A 22,274-nucleotide genomic window follows, 5' to 3' on the forward strand; every position below is an offset into this window, starting at 1 on the left:
CCTTTGCTCATCCTTTTCTTAAATAGATATTTCCGCTTATCGTTTCAAAGTTTGATTCAGAGCCGCCCGGATTCACCCGGCCTCTCACATCCTGACCCACTATCTGACGCAGACCTTCCTTGCCGTATGGATATTCAATTTCAATATCCGAATAGATCTCACCAGAAATGGTTTTTGCTTTAAAATCCATTCCCTTCTTTTGAGGTATCGTTACATCAATCGCTCCGGAAATGGTTTTTAACTTCATCTCAGACCCGAAGTACTCAAACTCATAATCTCCTGAAATGGTATTGGCTCTCACATTCAATTTAGCAGGTAAGTAAACCGTGTAGTTGATCGTGGATGTGTAGCTACAATTGTTCCACTTGCCATTCTCCTGCTTGGATATCTTTTTCCACATGTCCTTATCCATTTCGATGTAGATCGTGTTAGAAGATTTCTCTGTTTTGAGTGTAAAAATGTCATTGTCTTCCCCGTTGTTTATTTCAACCATTACCTCGACGAAAACCTCATTTTTCTCCCAGGTTTTGAATGAAATGTTGTCAGCAAAAGCAAAATCCAGGTCAAGAAGTTGCTGCCCTGATAGAGCAACAGATTCAGTCACTTTTTTAGGCTGTGCTGACAACCCCCAGGTTGCCAGGCACAGTAGTATTGTTAAGACTCTCATGATCAATTTCCTTTTCTGATGTAAATGTCTCCGCTGATAGTTTTCAAGGAAACTTCAACGCCTCCTCCATTCAGCTTACCTGTCGCATTTTGTCCTCCTACTCTGCGAATGTTTGCGTCTTCACCGAAATCAAAATCGAACCCGGTGTATACCCCTCCCGAAATGGTGCTCATTTTAAACGTTCCCTTCGTTGAGGATGGGAGCGTTACATCTATGTCGCCACTGGTTGAGCTAAGCGAGGATGGAGAAGCGCTTGCCAGAGTTGTGAACGTAACTTCCAAATCAGAACTCAATGTATGAGCCACTATCGGGCCGGTAACATCAATAAACTCAAGATCTCCCACCTGGCTTTTTGCTTCTATTTCGCCTGCCATCCCTTTGATCACTACATCTCCTGCTTGCCAGCTATTATAGTTGATCTTCAGTTTTAAATTTTTTGGCAGGTAAAGCACATAGTCAGCCTTGTCAGCCTCACCATGTGCGCCGGAAAGTGAAATGATGTTTCCTTCCTGAGTCATGCTAAGTCCGATCCCTGTGTTTTCAGGTCCTGTGGCAGAAAGAGGCTTCAGTCCTTTGGCCTTTTCAGGCATGCCTTTGTAGTTCTTGCTTTCAATTTTTATCTCCGAACCAGCAGCTGCCTGAATTTCCAGATCTGCTGATAGATTGTCGATGCTCAACCAGGTTTCAGCTGCATTCCCTTTGATAGGAAAACTGAAACTCACTTGCTTTGTGGCTTTAAAAGGATCGCCGCTTTGACCAGCCAGTGCGATCATATCTTTTTTGTCTTGTGCCATTCCGCTGGCGCATGTCAAAAGTATTAGTCCTGTTATAATCGTTTTCATTTTTATGTAGTTTGAATTTTTAATCATTTAATTAAGTACCGGTATATTTTTATGTCAAAACCTGAATTGCAACCTGTGCTTGCTGTTTTACTTCAGGTGTTGTCTGTTCATCGTTAATCATGTCTTTGAGTGGGGCAATTGCACTTCGCTCTTCAGCTTCCACCAAAATTGTAATTAGTGAGATTTGGATCAAGGGGTCGGTTTGGGCTTCAAGCGACTTTACCAATTCTGCTTTTACATCTTCTTCTCCCATAAATTTCTTAAGTGCCTGTAGTGCTGCATAGCGAACATTGGGGCTCTCGTCTGTATTTAGCGTGGTGATGAGTGTGGAAACCAACTCCCTGTTGATGCTGGCTTTTTCCTCAATTTGATTGACTGCCAGAATCCGTTTGCTGGCAGAATGTTTTTGAAGCGTATTTGTAAGTGTCACCTCCTTAAGTGATTGGATTTCTGCTCGCATACTCGAAAGCTCCTCTGATGTATTACCACTGGAAAACTTCCCAGCTCCAAAACCGATTACCAGGAGTGCAATCGCTGCTGCTATTTGCATCCACGACCATTGGGTTTGGTTATTGCCTTTGAGCTTTTCCTGAAGTAGTGCTTGCTGAAAGCCCGCCTGAACATGAGCAGGAACCTCCACTTCTTGGGTGATTTCTATTGCCTCTAAAACCTCTTTCAGGTTATTGAATCGCCGGGTGAGTTCCGGGTCAGCATCAATTCTGGATTTCAATGCTGGATTGACCTCCCCTTCCAATAGCGCAATTATTTGTTCGTCTGTGATTTCTTCTTTCATCACTTTATGTTTTTTAGTCTTCTTTTATTTCAAAATAGATATCCCTTAGCTCCTTGATTGTTCGGTGCACCTGCACCTTGATGTTGCTAACAGATGTCTCTCGCATGGTGGCTATCTGCTCATATTTCATTCCCTGAAATTTGCTGAGCACCAACAGCTCCCTTTTTTCATCCGATAGTGACATCATGGCCTGATGAAGCTTTCTTTCGCGCTCCCATTCTCCATTACCACTCTCTTCCATCACCTCCGGCATCACCTCTACAGGGTTGAATTGATCCTTGTGAACCTTCATCTTCCTGAAGTGGTCTTTTACCATGTTTCTGGCTATTTGAAAAATCCAAAATTGAACAGAATGCCCCTCCTTATAGGAGTTTCGATATTTCATCACCCGGATAAAAAGATCCTGAGTGAGGTCGTCGCTATCGGCACGATCCAGGGTGGATTTCAAAAAATAATTGTAAATGCGCTTGCTGTAGCGGCTAAACAACTCATTCAAGTAATCCAGCTGGCCGGCCTTTACTAGCGACATCAACTGTTCGTCTGTCATTTCCAATTCTAACCAGGTTGTGTTGGTATGTTCAGATAAGTTACAAGAAAAGGGAGGGAAGGTTACAGATGAGCTGAAATAAAAAAGGGAAGCATGATGCTTCCCTTTCGTATTTACACATTGAGGATTCTAAATCAGTTTGCGTCAATTGTGATTTGTGAGCTATATCCATATCCGGCTGCATTTTTTGCATATGCACGCATATACCAGGTGTTTCCTTTCCACAGGCCTATCACTCTCCCTTCAAAAGAAGATCCAACTCCTGTCGCTTGAGTTCCTGACTTACCCCATTCTGGATTTGAGCTTGTGGAATATACAAATCCTCTTTCGGTGATTTCTAACCCTCCATCACTAATCACACTCGACGAAACTTCTACCTGTCCGGAGTTTTGATCACTCCAGCCACTTACTATGGTGGGTTGAGAAACGGTAGGAACATCTCCAGAAATTTGTGGCTCCTCCTCTTCTTCACAGCTAGTGAAGAGGAACAAGCCTAAAAGAAGTACAATGGATAGATTTTTCTTCATGACAGTGCTTTTTATGTTTTAATATTCAAATCAAATCATAAGTAGACTCCATCCTTATCAAATTTGAATCATCCCCTATCAAATTTGAATCAAAGATCGTTTTTGTACTCCGTTGGTGTTTGTCCGTAGGTTTCTTTGAACAGTTGAGTGAAGTATGAGGGGCTATCGAATCCAACAAGATAAGCTACCTGGGAAACTTGTTCTCCGGCTTTCAGCAAAGCAACTGCTTTTTTAAGACGATACTTTTTAAGCAGTCCTAACGCAGAAATGTTTAGTATAGATTTAAGCTTTCTGTTGAGAGTGCTTTTACTCATTGACATTGCTTCGGCTATTTGCGGTACATCAAGAGCAGAGTCGTTGTGATAATCTTCCAGATACGTATACAAATTATGGATAAAAGCATCCTCTACATTCTGAACGTTAAGGCTGGAAGTGTTTGAAAGTAGGTTGCTTCTAAAGTGATCTCGCATGTTCTTTTGTTGGCGAATTAGATTGTCAATCCTAAGCTCCAACTCGTAGGCGTGAAATGGTTTCGTCAAATATTCATCCGCTCCGGAGCTTAAACCCGTTTCTTTAGACTCCTGTGCAGTTTTGGCGGTAAGCATCACAAAGCTGATATGTGAGGTGCGAATATCATTTTTCACTTTCTGGCATAATTCATATCCGTTCATTACAGGCATCATCACATCGGACACTACAATGTCAGGCAATTCCTTTTGAATAATCTCCCATGCTTCACTGCCATTTTTTGCACTCAAAACATTTCTTTTTTCTGAAAGGCTTTCAACAATGAATTTTCTCAATTCACTATTGTCTTCCACTACCAAAACCAAAGCCTCTTCTTCATCAAATTGATGCGGTATAAGTGTCTCTTCAGAGGCTTCTTCGTTTTCAACAATCGAAACCTTATCTACAGGCAATTTCAAAGTAAATGTTGTGCCAAGACCCACATCGCTTTCTACGAAAATTTCTCCGTTCATCAGCTCCGTAAGTTCCTTAACCAGCGAAAGTCCAATGCCTGTCCCTTCCTGTCTCCTGGTGTCAGAATCATCTACTTGGTAAAACCTATCGAATAGCTTTCCCAACTTGTCTTTGGGGATACCCTGACCATTGTCCCGGACTTTAATTATTATCTGTTCCTGTGTCTCGAAAAGATGAACCCCTGAAAGTGTGACATTTACCTTACCCCCTGCTCCAGTAAACTTGATGGCATTACTCAGCAGGTTCATAATGATTTTTTCTAAATGTGTCTTTTCAAATAAATATTGACCATTTAATTGAACATGCTCGAATTCTAAACTAATCTCCTTTTCCTTGGCATAATCACGAAATTGATCTACATAGATTTTTACAAATTCGACTAAATCCCCAACAGATTTATGCACCTGCATATGGCCGGATTCAAGTTTTGAAATATCCAGTAGCTGATTAACCAGATTGAGAAGATGACTTCCGTGTTTGTAATTGTTTTCCAGAATTTGCTGCACCTCTTCAGAGTACTTCTTATCTCGAATTTGCTTTTCAAGTGGGGATAATATCAAAGTAAGGGGTGTCCTGAATTCATGTGTAATGTTTGAAAAAAATCTTGTCTTAATATTATCAATTTCCTGAAGCCTTGTCGCTTCGCGTTTGTTGAATTCTATTTCTTGTAATCTATTAAGGCGCTTCTTGTAGTTTCTCCAATAATTAAAAATCAGAAATATCGCTATTAGAAAATATAAAGTGTATGCCCACCATGAAAGCCAAAGCGGAGGGTTTATGGTGATACTTATCTTATTAACCTTATCACTCCAAACACCATCGGTATTCGATGCATTGAGTAATAAAGTGTATTTCCCGGGGGACAGATTATCAAACCGAATAACACGCTGGTTTCCGTTTAGAATCCAGTCATCATTGAAATTTTCCAGTTTATACCTATACTGATTGGCTTCAGGATCATTGTATTGCATGGCAGCAACAGAAAATCGCAAAGAATTCTGTTCATGGTTGAGGTTGAGTTGGGTCAGCTCATTGAGTGATTGTTGTGATAAAAAACGCGATTGAATTTTTTTGCCGTTGATTTGTAAATCAGAAACAATAACTGAAGGATTAAACTCATCTTTTTTGAACTTTTTCGGATCAAAAATGGAATAGCCCATTGTAGCTCCCAAGGCTATTCGTCCATCAGGCAATATGAATCCATGATGCCTGTTAAATTCACTCTCGATGATTCCGTCCCTTGTGGTGTAGTTGACAAACTCATTGGTTTTGGTATCAAACCGGCTGATTCCGTTAAACGTTCCTAACCAAAGGTTTCCCAATGTATCAGGCACAATACTCCCTATGCTATTATTGGAGAGGCCATGCTCTACCTCAAAAACAGAAATGGTTTCTTTTTGGGATTTACTCCATTTCAGCAGCCCTCCTCCAAGCGTTCCTATCCACATGATATCAGGATCGCTCATGTCCTCGCATAAATCAATCAAGGACGTACCTATCTTACCTACTTCAAATTGGTCTATGATCTTTCCATCATCAAGTTGATAGATAAGGTTTTTTGTTGCAATGACCCACTGAAATTGATCATCAACTACCATGTCAGAGAAGCGCTCTACTCCTGTGTGAGGAATATGCTTGACTTTTTTCTCCGCTGGCATCTCATAGATACTTTTCCATTTAAAGAAAAAACCTTCAATGTCCAGAGCCCATAGGGCTGAATCACTCTCATCTATTCCAATGATGTAGTGGAAATATTTGTCTTCTAAAGGGAGTTGCTCAAGTTTTCCATTATTCAATCTGTATATTTTTCGTGCATTTCCATAGCCATAAGATTCGTGAGTTATCAGCAGGCCGTACTTCGAATAGCAATACCTCATTCCATAGGACCAGCCTTTTTGCTTCCAGTTTGGGGGTATTGTTGACTCACTTATTCCCAGGTGATTGGTTAGAATATCAACTAAAAAATTTCGCTGATATGAATATGATTGAAAAGTAGGTGAGTTTAAATCCACACGGTACAGACCCCCTGTGTTAATCCCAACCCACATTGTATTGGATCGGTCAATTAAAACGGAAGTTATAATGAAACTCTCCCTTGTAGGGCTTTCCCATAAATAGGTAATTGTATTGTCATGCTCGACCCTAAGAATGTATCCATTGTATTTTAATATCGCTCTACCCTGGTGATCTTTTGTGATTGCGGAGATATAGTCACCTTCCAGCTCGGGAAGTAAAGGAAGCGAAAGCTCAGAGAACTTCATTTTATTTTCTTCATATAGAAAGAGTCTGTTTTTGTAGGCAAAAAGCACTCGGCTGTTTGACAGCACCATCATTTCCTTGAGGGTTTGCGGTTCGGGGTTATATGAGAATGATTCAGGTATGTTGATTTTTTGAAAGTTTACCCAATTAAGATCACTCACCGCTAACCCTTCGTCCGTCATAATCCATAGCCTCCCCTTGGTGTCCTCTGTAAAGCCGTAAACAATGGGAAGCCTGCTGTGGGCAGATGACTTAAAAAAATGAACTAGCCGTAAGTTTGAGGAGTCGTATAGTTCAACGTTTGTAGTGTCTCCGGCAAACCAATTGCCATGTTCATCATTCACTATCTGGTTGACGGTTTTCGAACCAAACCCTTGTTGAAAACTTGTGTGGGCAACAGAGACTACTGGTTGGACATCTAATGTTATCTCTAGTGTTGACGCATCAACCTTGTCTACAATATGATTAAAGTGGAAGATCCAGAGTTGATTTCTGCTATCTAAATAAATATCATAAATCTGCGAGGTTGATATTCTTCTGTTTGTGTCGGAATCTATTTTGAAGTAGATAAACTCTTTCCCGTCATATCTGGCTAAGCCATCAAGCGTGGCAACCCATATAAACCCATCTTTATCCTGGGCAATATTGGAAACAAAACTCTGAGGTAGCCCATCTTCTGTGGTATAGTGTTGTGAGGTTTTGTGTAGCGTCTCGATCTGTCCAAAAGTGGAATAGCAAAGCAGCAGTAAAAGAGTTCGGCACAGGTTGGTGAGCATGGTTGAAAGATAAACATCCATGTCAAAAGAGCGTGAGTTCAAAGGTGTACTTTTTTCGGTATCGGAATATCACAGGTAAAAGATCAGCGCTCCAATTCCGCTGAATATGATCATCACCGAAGTTATGTACATGATGTTTATTATAATGAGCTTGAAAAATGTGGTTAGCCATTTTTGCTCATATACATTTCTTAGCGCGATCATTAAATAGAGCTGAAGAAGTAAAATGGTTATGATCAGTGACCACTGGCTTAGAAAAACACTTGATGGAAAAATGTAATCTATCAGCACCACCATCACCGTAAGCACTATGAAAATGAAAGCATGGAAGTGAACTGAGAATATAAAATGTGTGAGATAAAATCTGCCAGGTTTTCGAAATAGTATATATAGGAAAAGTGCGAACAGGGGTAAGAGTAAAAAAAAGAGTCTCGGAAACCAGACACTAAAAAAGGAATCCAAAAACTCCGCTTCTTCTGTCTTCTCTACTGCAACTGTCTGATCAACAGAACCTAAAACGAGAAAGAATATAATGCTGATGAAGATAAACATCCGAAGGGGAGGAATATACCTTACCCTTCTACCTACTATAAATTCATTCGTAAGAAAGCCCGGGTGAAATAATAACGGTCTCACGCTTCGGATAATGAGAGAATCGAAAGTGAAATAATCGCCAAGAAAGTCGAGAATAAACTGCTTGAAGTGCACTACCTTGTCCTTATGCTCCTGTCCGCATGTGGGGCAAAACTTAAACTCTGCTTCAAGTTTTCTGCAACAGTTTTTACAAATTCTTTCCAATATTCCTTGTTTACACTAATATTGATGAACATCGAAAATAATTCGTTGCATTGAGTTCCAAGCTATTCATCACCGTACTTTTGGTTTTAGGGATTGTTTTCTCTGCCAAATCACAAAAAATTGTGGTGGATACTGCATCTACTAGCAAATACCTCATTAAACCTGAACAAAAGCCATCCCAGCAAGCAGCAAATACTGAGGAGCTCACTTTTAGCGATCGGGCTTTATCTATAGGGAAAGGAATTTTAAATCGATTGAAAGCTCGCCTGAATTTGGAAGAGGCGAGCGAAAGCCTGAAAGAGAAAAAAGAAAGGCTGCTGGGAAAAGAGGAGGAGAGTGACGGTTGATTAAAACCCGCTAGCTGCTTTCAGTTGCTCTTCTATTTCTGAACGGTTAAACGGTTTTGTGAAAAAGTTTCGAATAATTTTTTCCTGCATCGCTTCATCTATCTCGTCATTGAATGCATAGCCGCTGAGTATAAAGTACGGGATATTGCTGACGGTCTCCTGCGCTTTTTTGATGAATTGAACGCCATTCATCCTTGGCATGTGCATATCGCTTATCACCGCTCGGATTCTTTCTTGATTTTGCTTTAGTTTTTCGAGTCCTTCTTCGGGAGTATTGGCCACTAGTACCTCTCGGTCTCCTTCAAAAGAAATCCGGAATAACAACAAGTTCGCCTCCTCGTCATCGACGTACAGAATTGCAGGTTTCTCACTCATCCCTTATAAAGGTAATGTAATAATAAACTTAGTGCCTTCAGAAGGACTAGATTTTACGTCTATATGTCCATTATGTTCCTCTACAATAGAAAATGTGATGAAGAGACCCAGGCCTGTGCCTTCTCCAGGGGATTTAGTGGTGAAAAATGGATCACTTATTTTTAAAAGGTTTTCCTCCGGAATGCCTTCGCCATCATCCTCTACCCATATTTCCATCACATCATTCTTCCTGCGCGTGGTTATTTCTATGGTTCCTTCTCCCTTTATCGCCTGCTCGGCATTGGAAATGATATTCATCATGGCTTGATGCAAGCGCCCCTCATTCCCTTTGAGCTCTGCACTCTGGCTGGTAAAGTTGGTGATAACCCGAATTCGATTCCTGATTTTATTATGAAGGATGAGCAGGCAGTTTTCAATGATCTCATTGATGTTGCATCTATCATTTGCGCCCGGCGCTCTCCTGCTAAAATGACTCAAACTTTTTACGATGTTGGCCGTCCGATCTACGCCCTCATTGATGATCTTGAAATATGACTTCAACTCTTCATCATCTATGTCCTTATTCTCACTTATTTTCTTAGAAACCGCCTCGATTCCATTTTTAATGAAGTTGAGCGGGTTGTTTATTTCATGACCAACCCCTGCTGCCAACACACCCAAGGATGCCATTTTTTCCGATGTTATCAGAAGTTTTTGCGTTCGTTTAAGCTCCTCATTGTATTCCTCCAACTCCCGCTTCTTTTTGTCATTTTTCCGCAATAAGACAATCATTACCACGAGCAATGGCACTGTGATAATAATAATGATGGCAAACAGTTGGTTGGTGAGCAGCTGATTCTGAAACTCCGCCTGTTGCTGGGTCAGCCTATATCTATCTGCCTCTTCTTTCAGCTTCAGGGGGACAAGATTCAGGTTTCTTGTTACGACATCTTGAAACAGGGAGTCTCTCAGCTTTATGTATTCATTTAGATACTTTATTTCCAAGGGTGTGTTTCCCTCATCTCTGTAGACCTCTGAGTATAGTTTCAGGTTGTCAAGTCTTTGTTGGCGAAGCTGAAGCTGAAAGGCTTTTTCATTACTCAAGTCTAAATACTGAATGGCTTCTTCAGTATTACCTCTTCTCAGCGCATGTTGAGCCAGTAAAAAATATGCTTCTGAAATTCCCTTTTTGTCATCTATGCTTTCACTATCGCTAAGTGATTTTGAAAACAGCAGATGAGAAGAGTCCATATCGCCTCGCCTCATCATAACTTCACCGATTCCCCTTAAAGAAACAGCTCCCCAATTTATGTTTTTCACTTCCTGGGCAAGTTCCAGCCCACTCTTAAAATGATCCATTGCAGCATCAAGGTTGTTTTCCTTCAAATAAGTAATGCCAACATTATTTAGAGAATAAATCTTGTCATCATCTCTCATCATTTGTTCTGCAACGGCGAACGCCTCTCTGAAATATTTTCTAGCCTCTTTAAAATCCCCCAACCTATGGTAGATCAGCCCGATATTATTTAAGGTGGTCGCCATACCATAAGTCTCACCTATACTTTCTTTCATCAGTTTGGCTCGGAGCAAATATTCGAGTGCTGTTTGGTAGCTTCCCAGGTTGTAGTACAGGAGCCCAATGTTGTTGTAGCCGTTATTCATCAGTGAGGAGTCTTTCAACAAAACCGCCAGATCAAAGGCTCGGTTGTTGTACTCCAGTGAGTGCTCATAATCTCCCTTATAGTAATATACTCCGGCAATGAGGCGTAGGGACTTGGATATTAGAATAGAGTCTCCTAAATCTTCTGAAAGTTTAAGTGCCTCCTCACCATATTGCATTGCCCTGTCCGGATAATTGAGCCAGACATCTATGACGATTTGATGAAGGACATCTATACGTTCGCTCCCCTGCTTATTTTCAAGAAGAGCTGATAAGCTATCGCTTTGCTCTTGAGCACCAAAAGCGATAGATAGAAAAAGAATTATAACGCTGGTTGTCTTCACACTGGTTTACTAATCAACAAAATATAGCAATAATAAACTTAAAGGAAGATATGAATTAGATGACTGCCTACTCTTTATCGATTCGTTCAAAAGCACCTATATCCGGTGTGTCGTCCCTTGATGCCCCCGATAGATCAATTCCGACACCTATTTCTGTTCCCTTATCCTTGGCAAAAGCCAAAGTATCCAAGCGATAGTCATTTAAGAATGTGTCTTTAAACCCAGGAAAGTTAAACTCCTGGGAAGTGAAGTTATTAGAAATGGTTTCACCCGATCGAATGATGTTAGTTTGCAAACTAACAGCCACAGCAGCTCCTCCACCATTATTAATCAACAGCTCTTCTTCTGCCGTCCCCCAGACAATACAGTTGATAAGCTCAAGATTCAGGTCTGCCGTCAAAAGCTCATTCTCACCAATCACCAGATTGTCGGAAAATTGAACAGTGGGCTCATCCTGAATAAAAAGTGCTGGCTCATTGGAAAAAGTGCTATGGTAGAATGCGTAATTGCCTCCGGCAAAGCCGCCAACAAGGTAGTTTCCACAATTGTAGATAAGGCAATTGGTGCCAACTACATCCGAAGTGAAAGCCAAAATACCCGCAAGACTCATGTTATAAATCTCCGTATTTTCCACGGTGAGATCAGGGTCATTATCATCATCTGGAGTCCCTACTCTAAGACCAACCTGCCCATTAAAGATTTCTGCAAATGCCACCTCATTTCTTGTACTCCCCTCTAAAAAATAGATGCCATCCCACTGACCCGGCACTTGATCGTAAACCCCATCAAATCGTGTGTTTCGAAAAATGATGTGGTTCGCCGAATCTCCAATCGCTTTCAATGATCCCTGAACAAACATGCCCGCATCATTCTCAAAATAAATTCTGGCTCCCTTCTCAATAGTGAGCTGACAGCCCGGGGCTACAACAACTGTATCGGAAATAATGTAGGGTCTATCACTCGTCCAGGTCTCATCACAAATTGTTGACTTACCGATCTTATTTCCATCTTGCCCATACGATATCAACTTCACGTGTTCCTCATTGGTATTCCATCTAAAGACGATCGAGTCTTTGACAATGTATGGCAAATTTTGATTGCGGGGGTTGATATTGACCTCCACCAAAATGAAAATGCTATCGCCTCCAAAAATTCGCTCATTGATCAGTTGGTTGGTTTCCCTTCCATTGATAATCACTTTATAATCTGAGCTCTGGTTTTTACCCAGTGCAATTTCTGAAAGCTGAATTGCGGCCTCATTTGGATTATAAACTGTTAGCCGTCGAGTGCTGCTTCTTCTGTTGGACAGAAGGGTGTCAAAAGACACAGAGTCATTACTAAATACAAGCGATAAGCCCGGGTCAAACGAAACAGTCTCATCCTGAGTGGAACAGCCCGTCCAGCATAAGAATACCAGTAAAATAAGAATGAGATTTCGCATCTGGATTAAAACGGATTATTCCGCCTCTTCTTTCATTATCTCTGCATTTTCTGCAATACGAAGTTGTTCGATAAACTCTTCAATATCGCCGTTCATGACGTTTGGTAGATTAAAGACCGAGAGTCCTATACGGTGATCTGTAACCCGCCCTTGAGGATAATTATAAGTTCTGATTTTATCGGAGCGGTCCCCGGAACCCACCATGCTTTTTCGCTGGCTGCTTATTTCCGCATTATGCTTTTGAAGCTCAATTTCATATAGCCGGGATCGCAGAACTTTTAGCGCCTTGTCATAGTTTGCATGCTGCGATCGTCCATCCTGACACTCTACCACAAGGCCGGATGGTGCGTGAGTTAACCTCACTGCTGATTCTGTTTTGTTGATATGCTGACCTCCAGCTCCTGATGCTCGAAAAGTATCTTTTCTAATGTCTCCCATATTCAGTTCTACATCTACTTCCTCAGCCTCTGGCAAAACAGCCACAGTAGCGGCTGATGTATGAACTCTTCCTTGCGACTCTGTAGCGGGAACACGCTGTACCCGGTGTACTCCAGACTCAAACTTTAACTTGGCATAAACATCCTCACCTTCCACCGAAGCAACTATCTCCTTGTATCCTCCTGCACTTCCTTCACTGAAGTTTAATACAGAAAAATTCCAGTTTTGATCCTCTGCGTATGACTTATACATGCGGAAAAGATCCCCTGCAAAAATGGACGCTTCATCCCCACCTGTACCGGCTCGGATTTCGAGAATCACGTTTTTGCTGTCGTTTGGATCTTTCGGAATGAGCATGATCTTGAGCTCTTCCTCCAGAGATTCTATCTGTGGCTCCAGTTCATCTATCTCAGCCTTGGCCATCTCCCTAAACTCTGGATCTTTTTCATTTGCCAGTACTTCCTTCGCATTTTTTAGATTGCTGCTCGCCTGGGTGAATTCCTTGTATTTGACAACAATCTTCTCAAGGTCTTTATACTCCTTGTTGAGTTTGCCATACTTATCCATGTCCGTCACAATATCCGGCTGCACAATGAGCTGGCCTACCTCTTCAAAACGATGCTTTATTTCCTCCAGTTTCTCAATCATCCGCTCAAAATAATTAGGAGGTAAAGTTACGGCGAATATGTAATTCTCAGTAAAACTATTTTTTGATGACTTTGAAAGATTTAGATTCCCCGGTGGGTGTTTCTGCTCTTACGAAGTACACCCCTTTCTGCAAAGAAGAAAGGTCAAGCTTTCCGTTTTGGATAGTAAATCTTAAAAGCAATTCACCTCCTACGGAATATACTGCTGCTTGCTCAATTTCAAAACTAAAGTTTATCTCATTTACAGTAGGGTTCGGATATACATGCTGTTTCTGATGAGCAATTTCTTCCGTGCTTAGTGGGAATGGCTCTCCCTGATCAAAAGTGCCTAGAAAAACACCTCTTCCATGTGTAGCCAAAGCAATGGTTTTGTCAGAAGCTCTCAACTGAAACATATCTACTCTGACATTTGGGAGTCCGTTATTATATGATTGCCACTCTTCGGTTTCATCACTAATGCTTTCGAGTCCCCAAATACCTACCTCAGTGGCTATCATCACTTTGTCATTATTCAAGGGGTTGAATTTTGCATCCCTCACGGGTATATCAGGTAGATTCCTTTCAATGTTTTGCCAGTTTTCTCCACCATCATTGGTATACCAAACTGATGTAACACCATAGTTGGAAAAGCTTACAAGTATTTCATCGTTGCTCTCCCCTATATCAACAGCTGAAATATATCCTACAGGAAGCTGTTCATCATCAATTTTAGTAGCCGATGGCGAATATGGAAGCCCGGTCACTTTATAGATATCACCAAGTTGATTACCTAAGATCATTGTGGCATTTAGCTCTTCATCATGAGGTGAAATTTTAAGGGCTGAAAATGCTGCTGTGCTATTGGTTCCGAGCTTAATTGTGTCTCTCGCTTGAAGTCCAAGCATATTCTTACCAAGGGGCTCATTAATATTGATGATGCCTAAAGTATCTAAGAACCTCCCTTCGAGCCAGGTGTTCAATGCCTCATAACCACCATCAACAGCCATGTTTACATAAAGTAAGTTGGACCTATCATCATAAGCTGCAGGATTTATGAATGTCCCAGAGCTTAATCCATAAAACGACCCAACATCATTTATCCAAACATTATAGGAATTCGATTGCGATGAGGTGATTCTAAGGCTTGGGTCATCTCTATCAAAGAAGCAATAAGCGCCATCTCCGCCTCCAATCATACTCTCGTATGTAATGCTTCCACTTTCTGTAGTGTGCGTACTATTATCCTGAGAGCCCGCCAGGACTTCCATATTTCCCTTTTCAGGATGAAGCGCAATGGTATAATACTGAGTAGTCGCCAGGCTGTTGTTTATGTGGCTGAACGTTGGATAGGTATTTAATCGCTCTCCTTCTAAAGTTGCAAAAGCTAAGGTTAAATCACTGGTGTATTGAACTCCTCCATCTGTGGCTGCCACCAACTCATCGGATGATCCTGTAAATAGTAGAGAGTGAATGTCCGCATGGATAAAATGATTTTGCACACTGTCTATGTTTTCATCACTCAACCCATAATAAGGAATCAAATAATCAGAGAAGTAGTACATCGATGACCAGTCACTGACCTCCACCCAACTTAAAGAGCCCGCCTCTCTCGCATTTGAAAGTGCGTGAGCATTTAGCCCCCCTATCATCAAGTGGTCATCATCATTGGGGTCCACACCAAGAGCTAGCGCGTGCCATGGGATAGATGCCCAATTGAATCTTGGTATTTCCAAATCAGCCCAGCCTCCATCTCCGTCTTTGTACATTAATCTGGTTTTTATGTAGGCAATTTCATTTTCATAATCGTAATAATCACCCCCATCTCTAATTTGATTAAAGCTATTTTGGAACCCTCCTGTTGCTACAGCATAAACCATATTGCCCCCAGAGGCAAGCATAACCCTGCCTGGTTTAATGTCCGGACCAAAATCTGACTCCATTTGTAGCACATGCCTATCTTCTACAGTCCAATTTGTTCCATCTGTAGAATGAAGAATGTAGCCTCCTCCTTCGATAGCTAAGTTTCTCATGGTGCCAACATACAAATCCCCATTTGGTGCTATCTCAATATCGCTAACAGTATACGGTACGGATGAACCCGCAATGTTGGGAAGTACTTGTGTCCAGGTTGTGCCCCCATCTGTAGATCGAAAGAGGCCATCAGACGGAGAGGACCCAAAAACACTTCCCTGATAGAGTCCGGAAGCAACACCTGCATAGATTACACTTGAGCCTCCTTCATCACGCACTACAATATCATTAACATATTGAAACTCTGATGTCGATGGTAGTAAAGACCATGTAGTGCCACCGTCGGTCGTTTTATAAATTCCAACACCTGCAGAGGTTGATTCTCTGTAGATATTTACAGAAGTGAAAGACTCTCCGGTTCCTGCATAAAATATACTGGTGTTGTTTGGATCATAGGTCAAGCTGCTTATTGAAAGACTTTCCCAATCATCAGAGACGGGGACCCATTTTGCATTATTTCTAAAGTCTGAATTATACCACAGCCCGCCGGTGACTGCCCCAAGCCATAGCTTATCGGAATTATTTGGATCAACCATAATTGTTCGGGTTCTCCCGGCAATTTCTGAATTGACCTGTGTCCATTGAAAGTCCCTTTCTTCTGAAACTCGGCCTTTTCTGGATCTAATAGTTTGCTGAATATTTCTTATTGGGATTTCTCCTGTTTTCGGGTTCATGGTCATGAGCACATCACGAAAAGTGGATTTTTCCGGACCATCTAATTTTGAAACATTGAGCTTTGAAATGTTTTTTAAGTATACGCTTTCCTTGTCGCTTTTTTGAGTAATTGAAATTGCAATCAAAATGAGTGCGACTGCAATTGGTAGAGTAATTTTTTTCATGTGTAAAATGGTGAGATAGTGATTTAAAGATACTGGTTTTTCAACTCATCATACCTAAAACAATCCACGGTATGATCGTTTACTAAACCTATAGCCTGCATGTGAGCATACATCGTTGTGGACCCAACAAATTTGAATCCTCGCTTTTTTAGGTCTTTAGATAATTGATCCGATTCTTTAGTGGTTACAGGTACCTCTTTCATTGTTTTCCATTGATTAATAATTGGCTTACCTCCCACAAATTGCCATATGTAGTTATCAAAAGTTTTAAACTCCTTTTGTACTTCAATAAATCGCTTGGCATTGTTTATGGTCGCCTCAATCTTTAACCTGTTGCGAATGATGGACGCATCCTGTAGTAAGTCTTCGACCATTCCAGGCCCATATTCCGCAACCACTTTGACATCAAAATCAGCAAACGCTTTTCGGTAGCCTTCCCGCTTTTTCAAAATGGTGGCCCAACTAAGTCCTGCCTGAGCACTCTCCAGTACTAAAAACTCAAAATGTTTTTTATCATCATGAACCGGAACACCCCATTCTTCATCATGGTAGCGTACATATTTTTCGAAGGAGTTGGCACACCAAGTGCATCGTGTTTGCATACTTATACTAAATTGGGACAATAATCAGTTGAGACTTTATAAAATTAGCTATTAGTTTATCAATCAATGAGGATATTCATTTCCATAATCGCACTGGGAATCTCAGGAATTACATTTTGTCAAACTCCTCTCTATGAGTTTGTCTCCTTTAATAAGTCAAAGAATATTCCCGCCAAGCTAAACAGCGAGCGAAGTGCCGTTATCTTCTCGGTACCCACTAAGAAGGGAGATTTCACCTTGTTGGGAGATCATGAAAAGCTGCTAGCTGAACTACATAAAGGGTTTGTGACCATGGGCGTGGATGTCATTCTTTATTTGAATGAATACGATTTCACTGCAAGCCATAGTTCACGATTGGCCTATGTGGATCTTCTGAGCAAACGAAGAGTCAAGAACATCCTTTTTGTAACTAAGGAAGCCGACGGAATCAGCTTATTAATGGGCGACTTTGATGGAAGTCCTCGATTGATAAAGGATGGTTCTGAAGTTTTTTTTGCAAAAGAGTCCGACACCTATAGCTTGTTACTTAATGTTGGAAGGGAGGTCAGAAGAGCTGATCAGGAGCTTATGAATTTTTTAATTCCCGAAAAGCCCAATTATCTACAAGGAATTTCGATCGTAGAAAATACGCTGCTAAAAAATTACCCAGGACAGCTAAGAAGGAGTGTGCTGGCTGTTGAGCGTTTTTCCATGCTTGACTCCACCAAGGTGACTGACCCTGAAGTTGCTCAAAGAATCAAAACATACAATGATGAGGTAAGAATGAAGAATACAGAGCTGGAGGAGATCATGAAGACCTATCCATATGAGTATGTGATGATAGACCCCATGTCGGATGATGAACTAAAAAGGAACCGCTATCAATATTTGTTACGGTCTGCTCACGCTTCCGCCAAATCCGTAAAGCAGATGCTGGATTATGAAGTATTGCCGAGTGAAACGGGTTTTGTGTCTGTGATACCCGTAATGCCTGATCAAACCAAAGTAAAAACTATTCCAAAGGATGCGCTGGTCTATAAGTTTTACGTAAGGCAAAATATTTCTAAAAATGTACATGTGGGTGAGTGGGATGCCGATGTGACCTGGCAGCAAGCACTTCACAACATGATTGGGAACCTCACACAGGACTTGAATATAAAAAATTGAGAAAGCTTAATTTTTTTCAAAATCGACCCAAGGCTTCCAAAATAGATGTGGATGCTTATCTGAAAAGGATCGGGGTGGATCAGAAAGAAGTAAGCCTGAGCTATCTGAAGGAAATTCAAAAAGCACACCTTCATTTGATCCCGTTTGAAAATCTGGACATTCACTATCGCAGCAAAATTGTACTCGACTATCAGCGAATTTTTGAAAAAGTTGTGAGTAGGGGAAGGGGTGGATTTTGCTACGAACTCAATGGGCTATTTTATCACCTGCTATATCACTTGGGTTTTGATTGCTACATAATTTCGGCACAGGTATGGAGCCAAGAAAAAGGTGTGTTTGGTAAACCATTTGATCACATGGCCATAGTAGTGGAATTGGATAATGATCAGTGGTTAGTGGATGTTGGGTTTGGAGATGGTCCCATTTCTCCAATCAAAATAAAAACCAATCTGGTCCAGATGGATTATACTAGATATTGGAAATTTGATACGGATCCGGATGAAAACTTAATTCTGAAAGTATCAAAAGATACTAGCTACTATGAATCTAAGTACATTTTCACCCTCAAGGAGCGTCAGCTTATCCAATTTATGGAGATGTGTGATTATCACCAGACATCACCGGAATCACCATTTACTCAGAAAAAGCTGATCAGCCAGTTTACCCCCAATGGTCGGGTTACGCTTACGGACCGTGCACTTAAGATTTATGACAAAGGCGAAATGACAGAGTCCAGCATCATGAATGAGGACGAGTTTCTTTCTAAGCTGGAGCAGCATTTTGGGATCACCAAATTTCAACTGATCCCGCAAGAGACATAAAAAAAATCCGCTTGCGCGGATCCTTCTTATCAGTTTAGGTTAGTAAACTACGTTTAGTGCCTGTGCTTTTTAACCGCTCTTTTGAGTGATGCCACATCCGATGTGATTGTCGGATCACTGTAGATTCTTGACGAAAGCTCAGAAATAACATTTCGTTTGAAGCCAAGCTTTTCTGCAAGCTCCTCACAAAACTTAATTTCTGATAAGTATACCTGACTGTCTATTTTCATCAGTTGGACTAAATGAAAAAGGTATTCAAATTTATCATCCTCACTGAGGGTACTCAAGGGAGGAATAGGCTCAGGGTTTTCGACCATATCGTTGATCTCTTCTTCGCTAATGCCATTGGCCTTCCCAATCATGTATATCAGGTCTTTTTCTTCTCCAGCAAACTCTCCATCGATGTTTGCTAACTGAACCAGCACACTGAGTTTTGACTTGATGCTCATATTCGTTATCTAGGTTACTTTTTCAAAAATTTATTCGCCTCTTTCATCAGGGCTTCTCTATTTCCTGTTATTGATGGGTCTCCGTATATCCTCGAAGACATTTTCTTTACCACCTTCTTATCATACCCAAGTTTCTCAGCGACTTCTTCACAATATCTGATTTCTGTGAGGAAAACCTCTCCATCTATCTTCATCAGTTGAATCACATCATATAGATAATCAAATCTCTCCTCAGAAAGAAGGCCCTGAAAGTTTACTTCACTATTCTCCTTTGTATTAAGCACCTCATTTACCAACTCATCTATCTCCTTTTCAGGTACTCTATTCGCTTTCCCGATAGTATATACATAGGACTTTTCTGGTTGTCCAAAATCTCTATCAATGATTGATAGCTGTATCAAAGCTTTCAGGTGGTTCTTGATGTTATTTTCCATGTGCGCTGTATTGTGTTTCGTCCTTCTAATTTAGGAATTAATCCCTAAATAGAAACTCCTTTAATGCAAATAGCTTCCGGCGTTAATATCAAATGTGGCTCCCGTAGCATGGTCGGCCATTCCACTGGCTATAAATGTAACCAGAGGCGCTATATCTTTTGGCTCTGTTAGTCGCTCCAACGCCAGGTCACCCTTGGCGTGATCTTCGCCGTACTGCTGCATAAATTCCTGGGACATGTCCGTGCGGACAAAACCAGGTGCAATGACAAACGCCTTGACCCCTTCCTTTCCATATGATCTGGCAATAGACCGAGTGAGTGACACAAGCCCTGCTTTGGATGCGGCATACGATATGTATTCAGCTTCCTCCCCTCTAAATGCTGCCCGTGACGCAATATTTATAATTCTACCCGCAGCTTTTCTACTCACAAAATGCTGGACTGCCTTCTTACAGATTATTGCTGCGGAATTCAGGTTTACCATCATGGTCTCATTCCAGGCCTTCATCCACTCATCATCTTTTGCATCCAAATTCGCCGGCTTGGCCAGGCCAGCATTATTTATTACAATTTCGACGCTTCCCATCTCCAGGCTCACCCGCTCAAAAAGCTTAGCTGCATCGTCAGGCTTAGTAAAATCCGCCTGAAAGGCTTTAGACTCATTTCCTAAGATATGAGCAAGATTCTCAGCCTCACGCACATTTTTATTGTAATGCACGGCTATGGTCGCGCCAGCTTCTGCCAACTTAGTAGCTAAAGCTTTCCCAATTCCTCTGCTTGCACCTGTTACAAGGATGTTTAAGCCCGAAAGATTGATATACATATAGTCTTCATTTGAGTCGAAAAATTAGACAAATCCGGTTTTAAGTTGAATTATATGTTGATAAAAGATGTACCAACTTGTAATCCACTGAAAAAACTTTGTTAATTTAGGCCTTCCAGCTTAGAGGTCACCGCTTTAATACACACTTGAACGTAATATTTTATTCATGGGCATTGTAATACCCCTACTCCTAATCACATTTTGCTGTATAATTATCTGGCGAGCTGGCGATGGTTTTATGACAGCATCAGAATACATCGGACGAAATCTTTCCGAGGGTGTTCGTGGAGCAACGATCAACGCAATTGCGAGCTCTATGCCGGAAGTGTTCACTTCATTGTTCTTCTTATTTGTGCTTACAGATGCCGAAGGCTTCTCCGGAGGGATCGGAACAACCGCTGGTAGTGCCATATTTAATGGGATGGTGATTCCTGCCGTAGCTGTGCTTGCAGTGATCGGAATGAAAATGACCAAAAAGGTTCATGTGTCTAGAAAAGTTTTGATGAGAGATGGTATAGCGCTCATCATCGCCGAGTTGATTTTCCTGATACTAATTAGTGGATCTGTCCTTTACTGGTATCATGGTATGCTTTTGATGCTCGTATATGTTGTGTATATCGTTTACATGTTTGCAACGATGAAAAAATCTGAAAGAGAAGAAATGTTGGAAGAAGGTCAGTTGGATGAAGGTGTGTTTGAAAGTGACGAGGAACCTCAAGGCCCTTTCTTCAAGGGGTTGGTCACATTTGACCTGGAGCGTGTTTTTATTGGTAATAATAAAATTAGCGGAAGACGAGCATGGTCGTTGTTGCTTTTCTCTACTCTTTCCATTGCCATGGTTTGTTACTTTTTGGTGCTGGCTTGCGAATGGATCGGAGCAGACACATATTCAGTGGCTGGCCTTGGAGAGTTCAACGGACTAAATATTCCCGTGATGTTTGTGGCGCTGATACTTGCTTCCGCTGCATCCAGTTTCCCTGATACGATCATTTCCATCAAAGATGCGAAAAGAGGTCAGTACGATGATGCAATTTCGAATGCGCTGGGTAGCAACATTTTCGACATTTGTTTCGCCCTTGGTTTTCCTCTTTTCATCTTCACAATCATCAACGGACCTATTCACATGCCGCCAGAAATTGTGGATTTAAGTAGTGAACTTCGGTTCTTGCTTTGGTTGCTTACCGTTGTAGCGGTAGTCATATTCACCAGTGGCAACTATTTTGGAAAAAGAAAGTCCTACTTGCTGCTGACCATATACGTGCTTTTCGTGCTTTACATCGTAGGTCGGGGCTCAGGAAATGAGTTTGCTCAAAGCATTGCGGATTGGTTAGTTTCTGTAGTGAAGTTTTTCAGAATAGGCTAGCAGTCGATAAATATTCCTTCGTCTGATTCTATCACGAGGTAGGTTTTCAAAGAATTGCACCTCCCCTGTGCCTCTTCTCCGGTTTTAATGTTGAACCGATAGGTATGTAGTGGGCAGACAATTTCATTCAGGTAGTTTATTTTTCCTCCATGGAGCCTTTCTCCCATATGAGCACATTCATTTTGGAATGCGAAAATGGTCTCCGAGGAAAGGACAATACAAATCTCTTTGCTCCCCGCCCTCACAAGCCTGGGTTGGTTATTTGCTAAGACTTCTTTTGCTTTAGCCTTCGATTCAAAAAGCTTGAACTTCATCTGAGTAATTATAACTATGAAATGCCAGCGACAAAAATTTAACCTTCAGCGCA

The 22,274-nt window shown here is 41.3% G+C and carries 21 protein-coding genes; 4 read left to right on the top strand and 17 right to left on the bottom strand.

Translation table 11 applies throughout. From position 1 onward, the window contains the following. Positions 1–7 precede the first annotated feature (7 nt). The 7 genes from ACEQZT_RS06240 to ACEQZT_RS06270 form a co-directional block, all read right to left on the bottom strand. Complete coding sequence (locus ACEQZT_RS06240; protein ID WP_370088325.1) at positions 8–667, bottom strand: hypothetical protein; 660 nt, start codon at positions 665–667, stop codon at positions 8–10. Between the two features lie 2 nt (positions 668–669). Further along, entirely contained in the window at positions 670–1,509 is an 840-nt protein-coding gene (locus ACEQZT_RS06245; RefSeq protein WP_370088327.1) for a DUF4097 family beta strand repeat-containing protein, read from the bottom strand. 49 nt (positions 1,510–1,558) lie between these two features. Further along, positions 1,559–2,302 (bottom strand): HEAT repeat domain-containing protein, encoded by a 744-nt coding sequence (locus ACEQZT_RS06250; RefSeq protein ID WP_370088329.1) that lies wholly within the window; start codon positions 2,300–2,302, stop codon positions 1,559–1,561. Between the two features lie 13 nt (positions 2,303–2,315). Further along, positions 2,316–2,849, bottom strand: a complete 534-nt coding sequence (locus tag ACEQZT_RS06255; RefSeq protein WP_370088331.1) for an RNA polymerase sigma factor — start codon at positions 2,847–2,849, stop codon at positions 2,316–2,318. 134 nt (positions 2,850–2,983) lie between these two features. Continuing rightward, on the bottom strand, positions 2,984–3,376 hold the full coding sequence (locus ACEQZT_RS06260) for a hypothetical protein (RefSeq protein WP_370088333.1): 393 nt from the start codon (positions 3,374–3,376) through the stop codon (positions 2,984–2,986). Positions 3,377–3,465: 89 nt separating this feature from the next. Then, on the bottom strand, positions 3,466–7,413 hold the full coding sequence (locus tag ACEQZT_RS06265; protein WP_372530138.1) for an ATP-binding protein: 3,948 nt from the start codon (positions 7,411–7,413) through the stop codon (positions 3,466–3,468). 48 nt (positions 7,414–7,461) lie between these two features. Then, the gene (locus ACEQZT_RS06270) at positions 7,462–8,190 is read right to left on the bottom strand and encodes a DUF3667 domain-containing protein (RefSeq protein WP_370088337.1); all 729 of its coding nucleotides are present in this window, start codon (positions 8,188–8,190) and stop codon (positions 7,462–7,464) included. A 50-nt stretch (positions 8,191–8,240) separates the two neighbouring features. Between ACEQZT_RS06270 and ACEQZT_RS06275 the strand changes: the two genes are divergently transcribed. Continuing rightward, on the top strand, positions 8,241–8,537 hold the full coding sequence (locus ACEQZT_RS06275) for a hypothetical protein (RefSeq protein WP_370088339.1): 297 nt from the start codon (positions 8,241–8,243) through the stop codon (positions 8,535–8,537). Here ACEQZT_RS06275 and ACEQZT_RS06280 read toward each other — a convergent pair whose 3' ends face one another. The 6 genes from ACEQZT_RS06280 to ACEQZT_RS06305 all read right to left on the bottom strand — a co-directional run bounded on the left by ACEQZT_RS06280 (position 8,538) and on the right by ACEQZT_RS06305 (position 16,872). Further along, entirely contained in the window at positions 8,538–8,912 is a 375-nt protein-coding gene (locus ACEQZT_RS06280; protein ID WP_370088341.1) for a response regulator, read from the bottom strand. A 3-nt stretch (positions 8,913–8,915) separates the two neighbouring features. Beyond that, positions 8,916–10,895, bottom strand: a complete 1,980-nt coding sequence (locus ACEQZT_RS06285) for a tetratricopeptide repeat protein (protein WP_370088343.1) — start codon at positions 10,893–10,895, stop codon at positions 8,916–8,918. Between the two features lie 67 nt (positions 10,896–10,962). Beyond that, positions 10,963–12,336 carry a hypothetical protein gene (locus ACEQZT_RS06290; protein WP_370088345.1) on the bottom strand — a complete coding sequence of 458 codons (1,374 nt, stop codon included), beginning with the start codon at positions 12,334–12,336 and terminating at the stop codon, positions 10,963–10,965. A 15-nt stretch (positions 12,337–12,351) separates the two neighbouring features. Then, entirely contained in the window at positions 12,352–13,422 is a 1,071-nt protein-coding gene (prfA, locus tag ACEQZT_RS06295; RefSeq protein ID WP_370088347.1) for a peptide chain release factor 1, read from the bottom strand. A gap of 55 nt (positions 13,423–13,477) precedes the next feature. Further along, complete coding sequence (locus ACEQZT_RS06300; protein ID WP_370088349.1) at positions 13,478–16,270, bottom strand: T9SS type A sorting domain-containing protein; 2,793 nt, start codon at positions 16,268–16,270, stop codon at positions 13,478–13,480. 23 nt (positions 16,271–16,293) lie between these two features. Further along, on the bottom strand, positions 16,294–16,872 hold the full coding sequence (locus tag ACEQZT_RS06305) for a DNA-3-methyladenine glycosylase I (protein ID WP_370088351.1): 579 nt from the start codon (positions 16,870–16,872) through the stop codon (positions 16,294–16,296). A 66-nt stretch (positions 16,873–16,938) separates the two neighbouring features. On the opposite strand from ACEQZT_RS06305, the gene ACEQZT_RS06310 reads away from it, so the two are divergent. Both ACEQZT_RS06310 and ACEQZT_RS06315 read left to right on the top strand, forming a co-directional pair. Then, entirely contained in the window at positions 16,939–18,018 is a 1,080-nt protein-coding gene (locus ACEQZT_RS06310) for a hypothetical protein (RefSeq protein WP_370088353.1), read from the top strand. After that, positions 18,015–18,839, top strand: a complete 825-nt coding sequence (locus ACEQZT_RS06315) for an arylamine N-acetyltransferase (protein ID WP_370088355.1) — start codon at positions 18,015–18,017, stop codon at positions 18,837–18,839. The genes ACEQZT_RS06310 and ACEQZT_RS06315 overlap by 4 nt, the downstream gene beginning before the upstream one ends. Before the next feature lie 53 nt (positions 18,840–18,892). Here ACEQZT_RS06315 and ACEQZT_RS06320 read toward each other — a convergent pair whose 3' ends face one another. Genes ACEQZT_RS06320 through ACEQZT_RS06330 form a run of 3 tightly spaced genes read right to left on the bottom strand, consistent with a single transcriptional unit; the run spans position 18,893 to position 20,544 of the window. Beyond that, complete coding sequence (locus ACEQZT_RS06320; RefSeq protein ID WP_370088357.1) at positions 18,893–19,288, bottom strand: TerB family tellurite resistance protein; 396 nt, start codon at positions 19,286–19,288, stop codon at positions 18,893–18,895. Positions 19,289–19,302: 14 nt separating this feature from the next. Continuing rightward, positions 19,303–19,722, bottom strand: a complete 420-nt coding sequence (locus ACEQZT_RS06325) for a TerB family tellurite resistance protein (RefSeq protein ID WP_370088359.1) — start codon at positions 19,720–19,722, stop codon at positions 19,303–19,305. A 60-nt stretch (positions 19,723–19,782) separates the two neighbouring features. Continuing rightward, entirely contained in the window at positions 19,783–20,544 is a 762-nt protein-coding gene (locus ACEQZT_RS06330) for an SDR family NAD(P)-dependent oxidoreductase (RefSeq protein WP_370088361.1), read from the bottom strand. 166 nt (positions 20,545–20,710) lie between these two features. On the opposite strand from ACEQZT_RS06330, the gene ACEQZT_RS06335 reads away from it, so the two are divergent. Then, positions 20,711–21,907 carry a sodium:calcium antiporter gene (locus ACEQZT_RS06335; protein WP_370088363.1) on the top strand — a complete coding sequence of 399 codons (1,197 nt, stop codon included), beginning with the start codon at positions 20,711–20,713 and terminating at the stop codon, positions 21,905–21,907. On the opposite strand, the gene ACEQZT_RS06340 is transcribed toward ACEQZT_RS06335, so the two are convergent. Continuing rightward, positions 21,904–22,221, bottom strand: a complete 318-nt coding sequence (locus ACEQZT_RS06340) for a Rieske (2Fe-2S) protein (protein ID WP_370088365.1) — start codon at positions 22,219–22,221, stop codon at positions 21,904–21,906. The genes ACEQZT_RS06335 and ACEQZT_RS06340 overlap by 4 nt on opposite strands. Between the last annotated feature and the right edge of the window lie 53 nt (positions 22,222–22,274).

Origin of the sequence: Ekhidna sp. (genome assembly GCF_964218185.1) — a bacterium.
GTDB lineage: Bacteria > Bacteroidota > Bacteroidia > Cytophagales > Cyclobacteriaceae > Ekhidna.

Bases quoted from the DNA above. Each gene is read 5' to 3' on its own strand.
- ACEQZT_RS06240 (WP_370088325.1), bottom strand. From the start codon at position 667: ATGAGAGTCTTAACAATACTACTGTGCCTGGCAACCTGGGGGTTGTCA.
- ACEQZT_RS06245 (WP_370088327.1), bottom strand. From the start codon at position 1,509: ATGAAAACGATTATAACAGGACTAATACTTTTGACATGCGCCAGCGGA.
- ACEQZT_RS06250 (WP_370088329.1), bottom strand. From the start codon at position 2,302: ATGAAAGAAGAAATCACAGACGAACAAATAATTGCGCTATTGGAAGGG.
- ACEQZT_RS06255 (WP_370088331.1), bottom strand. From the start codon at position 2,849: ATGACAGACGAACAGTTGATGTCGCTAGTAAAGGCCGGCCAGCTGGAT.
- ACEQZT_RS06260 (WP_370088333.1), bottom strand. From the start codon at position 3,376: ATGAAGAAAAATCTATCCATTGTACTTCTTTTAGGCTTGTTCCTCTTC.
- ACEQZT_RS06265 (WP_372530138.1), bottom strand. From the start codon at position 7,413: ATGGATGTTTATCTTTCAACCATGCTCACCAACCTGTGCCGAACTCTT.
- ACEQZT_RS06280 (WP_370088341.1), bottom strand. From the start codon at position 8,912: ATGAGTGAGAAACCTGCAATTCTGTACGTCGATGACGAGGAGGCGAAC.
- ACEQZT_RS06290 (WP_370088345.1), bottom strand. From the start codon at position 12,336: ATGCGAAATCTCATTCTTATTTTACTGGTATTCTTATGCTGGACGGGC.
- prfA (WP_370088347.1), bottom strand. From the start codon at position 13,422: ATGATTGAGAAACTGGAGGAAATAAAGCATCGTTTTGAAGAGGTAGGC.
- ACEQZT_RS06300 (WP_370088349.1), bottom strand. From the start codon at position 16,270: ATGAAAAAAATTACTCTACCAATTGCAGTCGCACTCATTTTGATTGCA.
- ACEQZT_RS06305 (WP_370088351.1), bottom strand. From the start codon at position 16,872: ATGCAAACACGATGCACTTGGTGTGCCAACTCCTTCGAAAAATATGTA.
- ACEQZT_RS06310 (WP_370088353.1), top strand. From the start codon at position 16,939: ATGAGGATATTCATTTCCATAATCGCACTGGGAATCTCAGGAATTACA.
- ACEQZT_RS06320 (WP_370088357.1), bottom strand. From the start codon at position 19,288: ATGAGCATCAAGTCAAAACTCAGTGTGCTGGTTCAGTTAGCAAACATC.
- ACEQZT_RS06325 (WP_370088359.1), bottom strand. From the start codon at position 19,722: ATGGAAAATAACATCAAGAACCACCTGAAAGCTTTGATACAGCTATCA.
- ACEQZT_RS06330 (WP_370088361.1), bottom strand. From the start codon at position 20,544: ATGTATATCAATCTTTCGGGCTTAAACATCCTTGTAACAGGTGCAAGC.
- ACEQZT_RS06335 (WP_370088363.1), top strand. From the start codon at position 20,711: ATGGGCATTGTAATACCCCTACTCCTAATCACATTTTGCTGTATAATT.
- ACEQZT_RS06340 (WP_370088365.1), bottom strand. From the start codon at position 22,221: ATGAAGTTCAAGCTTTTTGAATCGAAGGCTAAAGCAAAAGAAGTCTTA.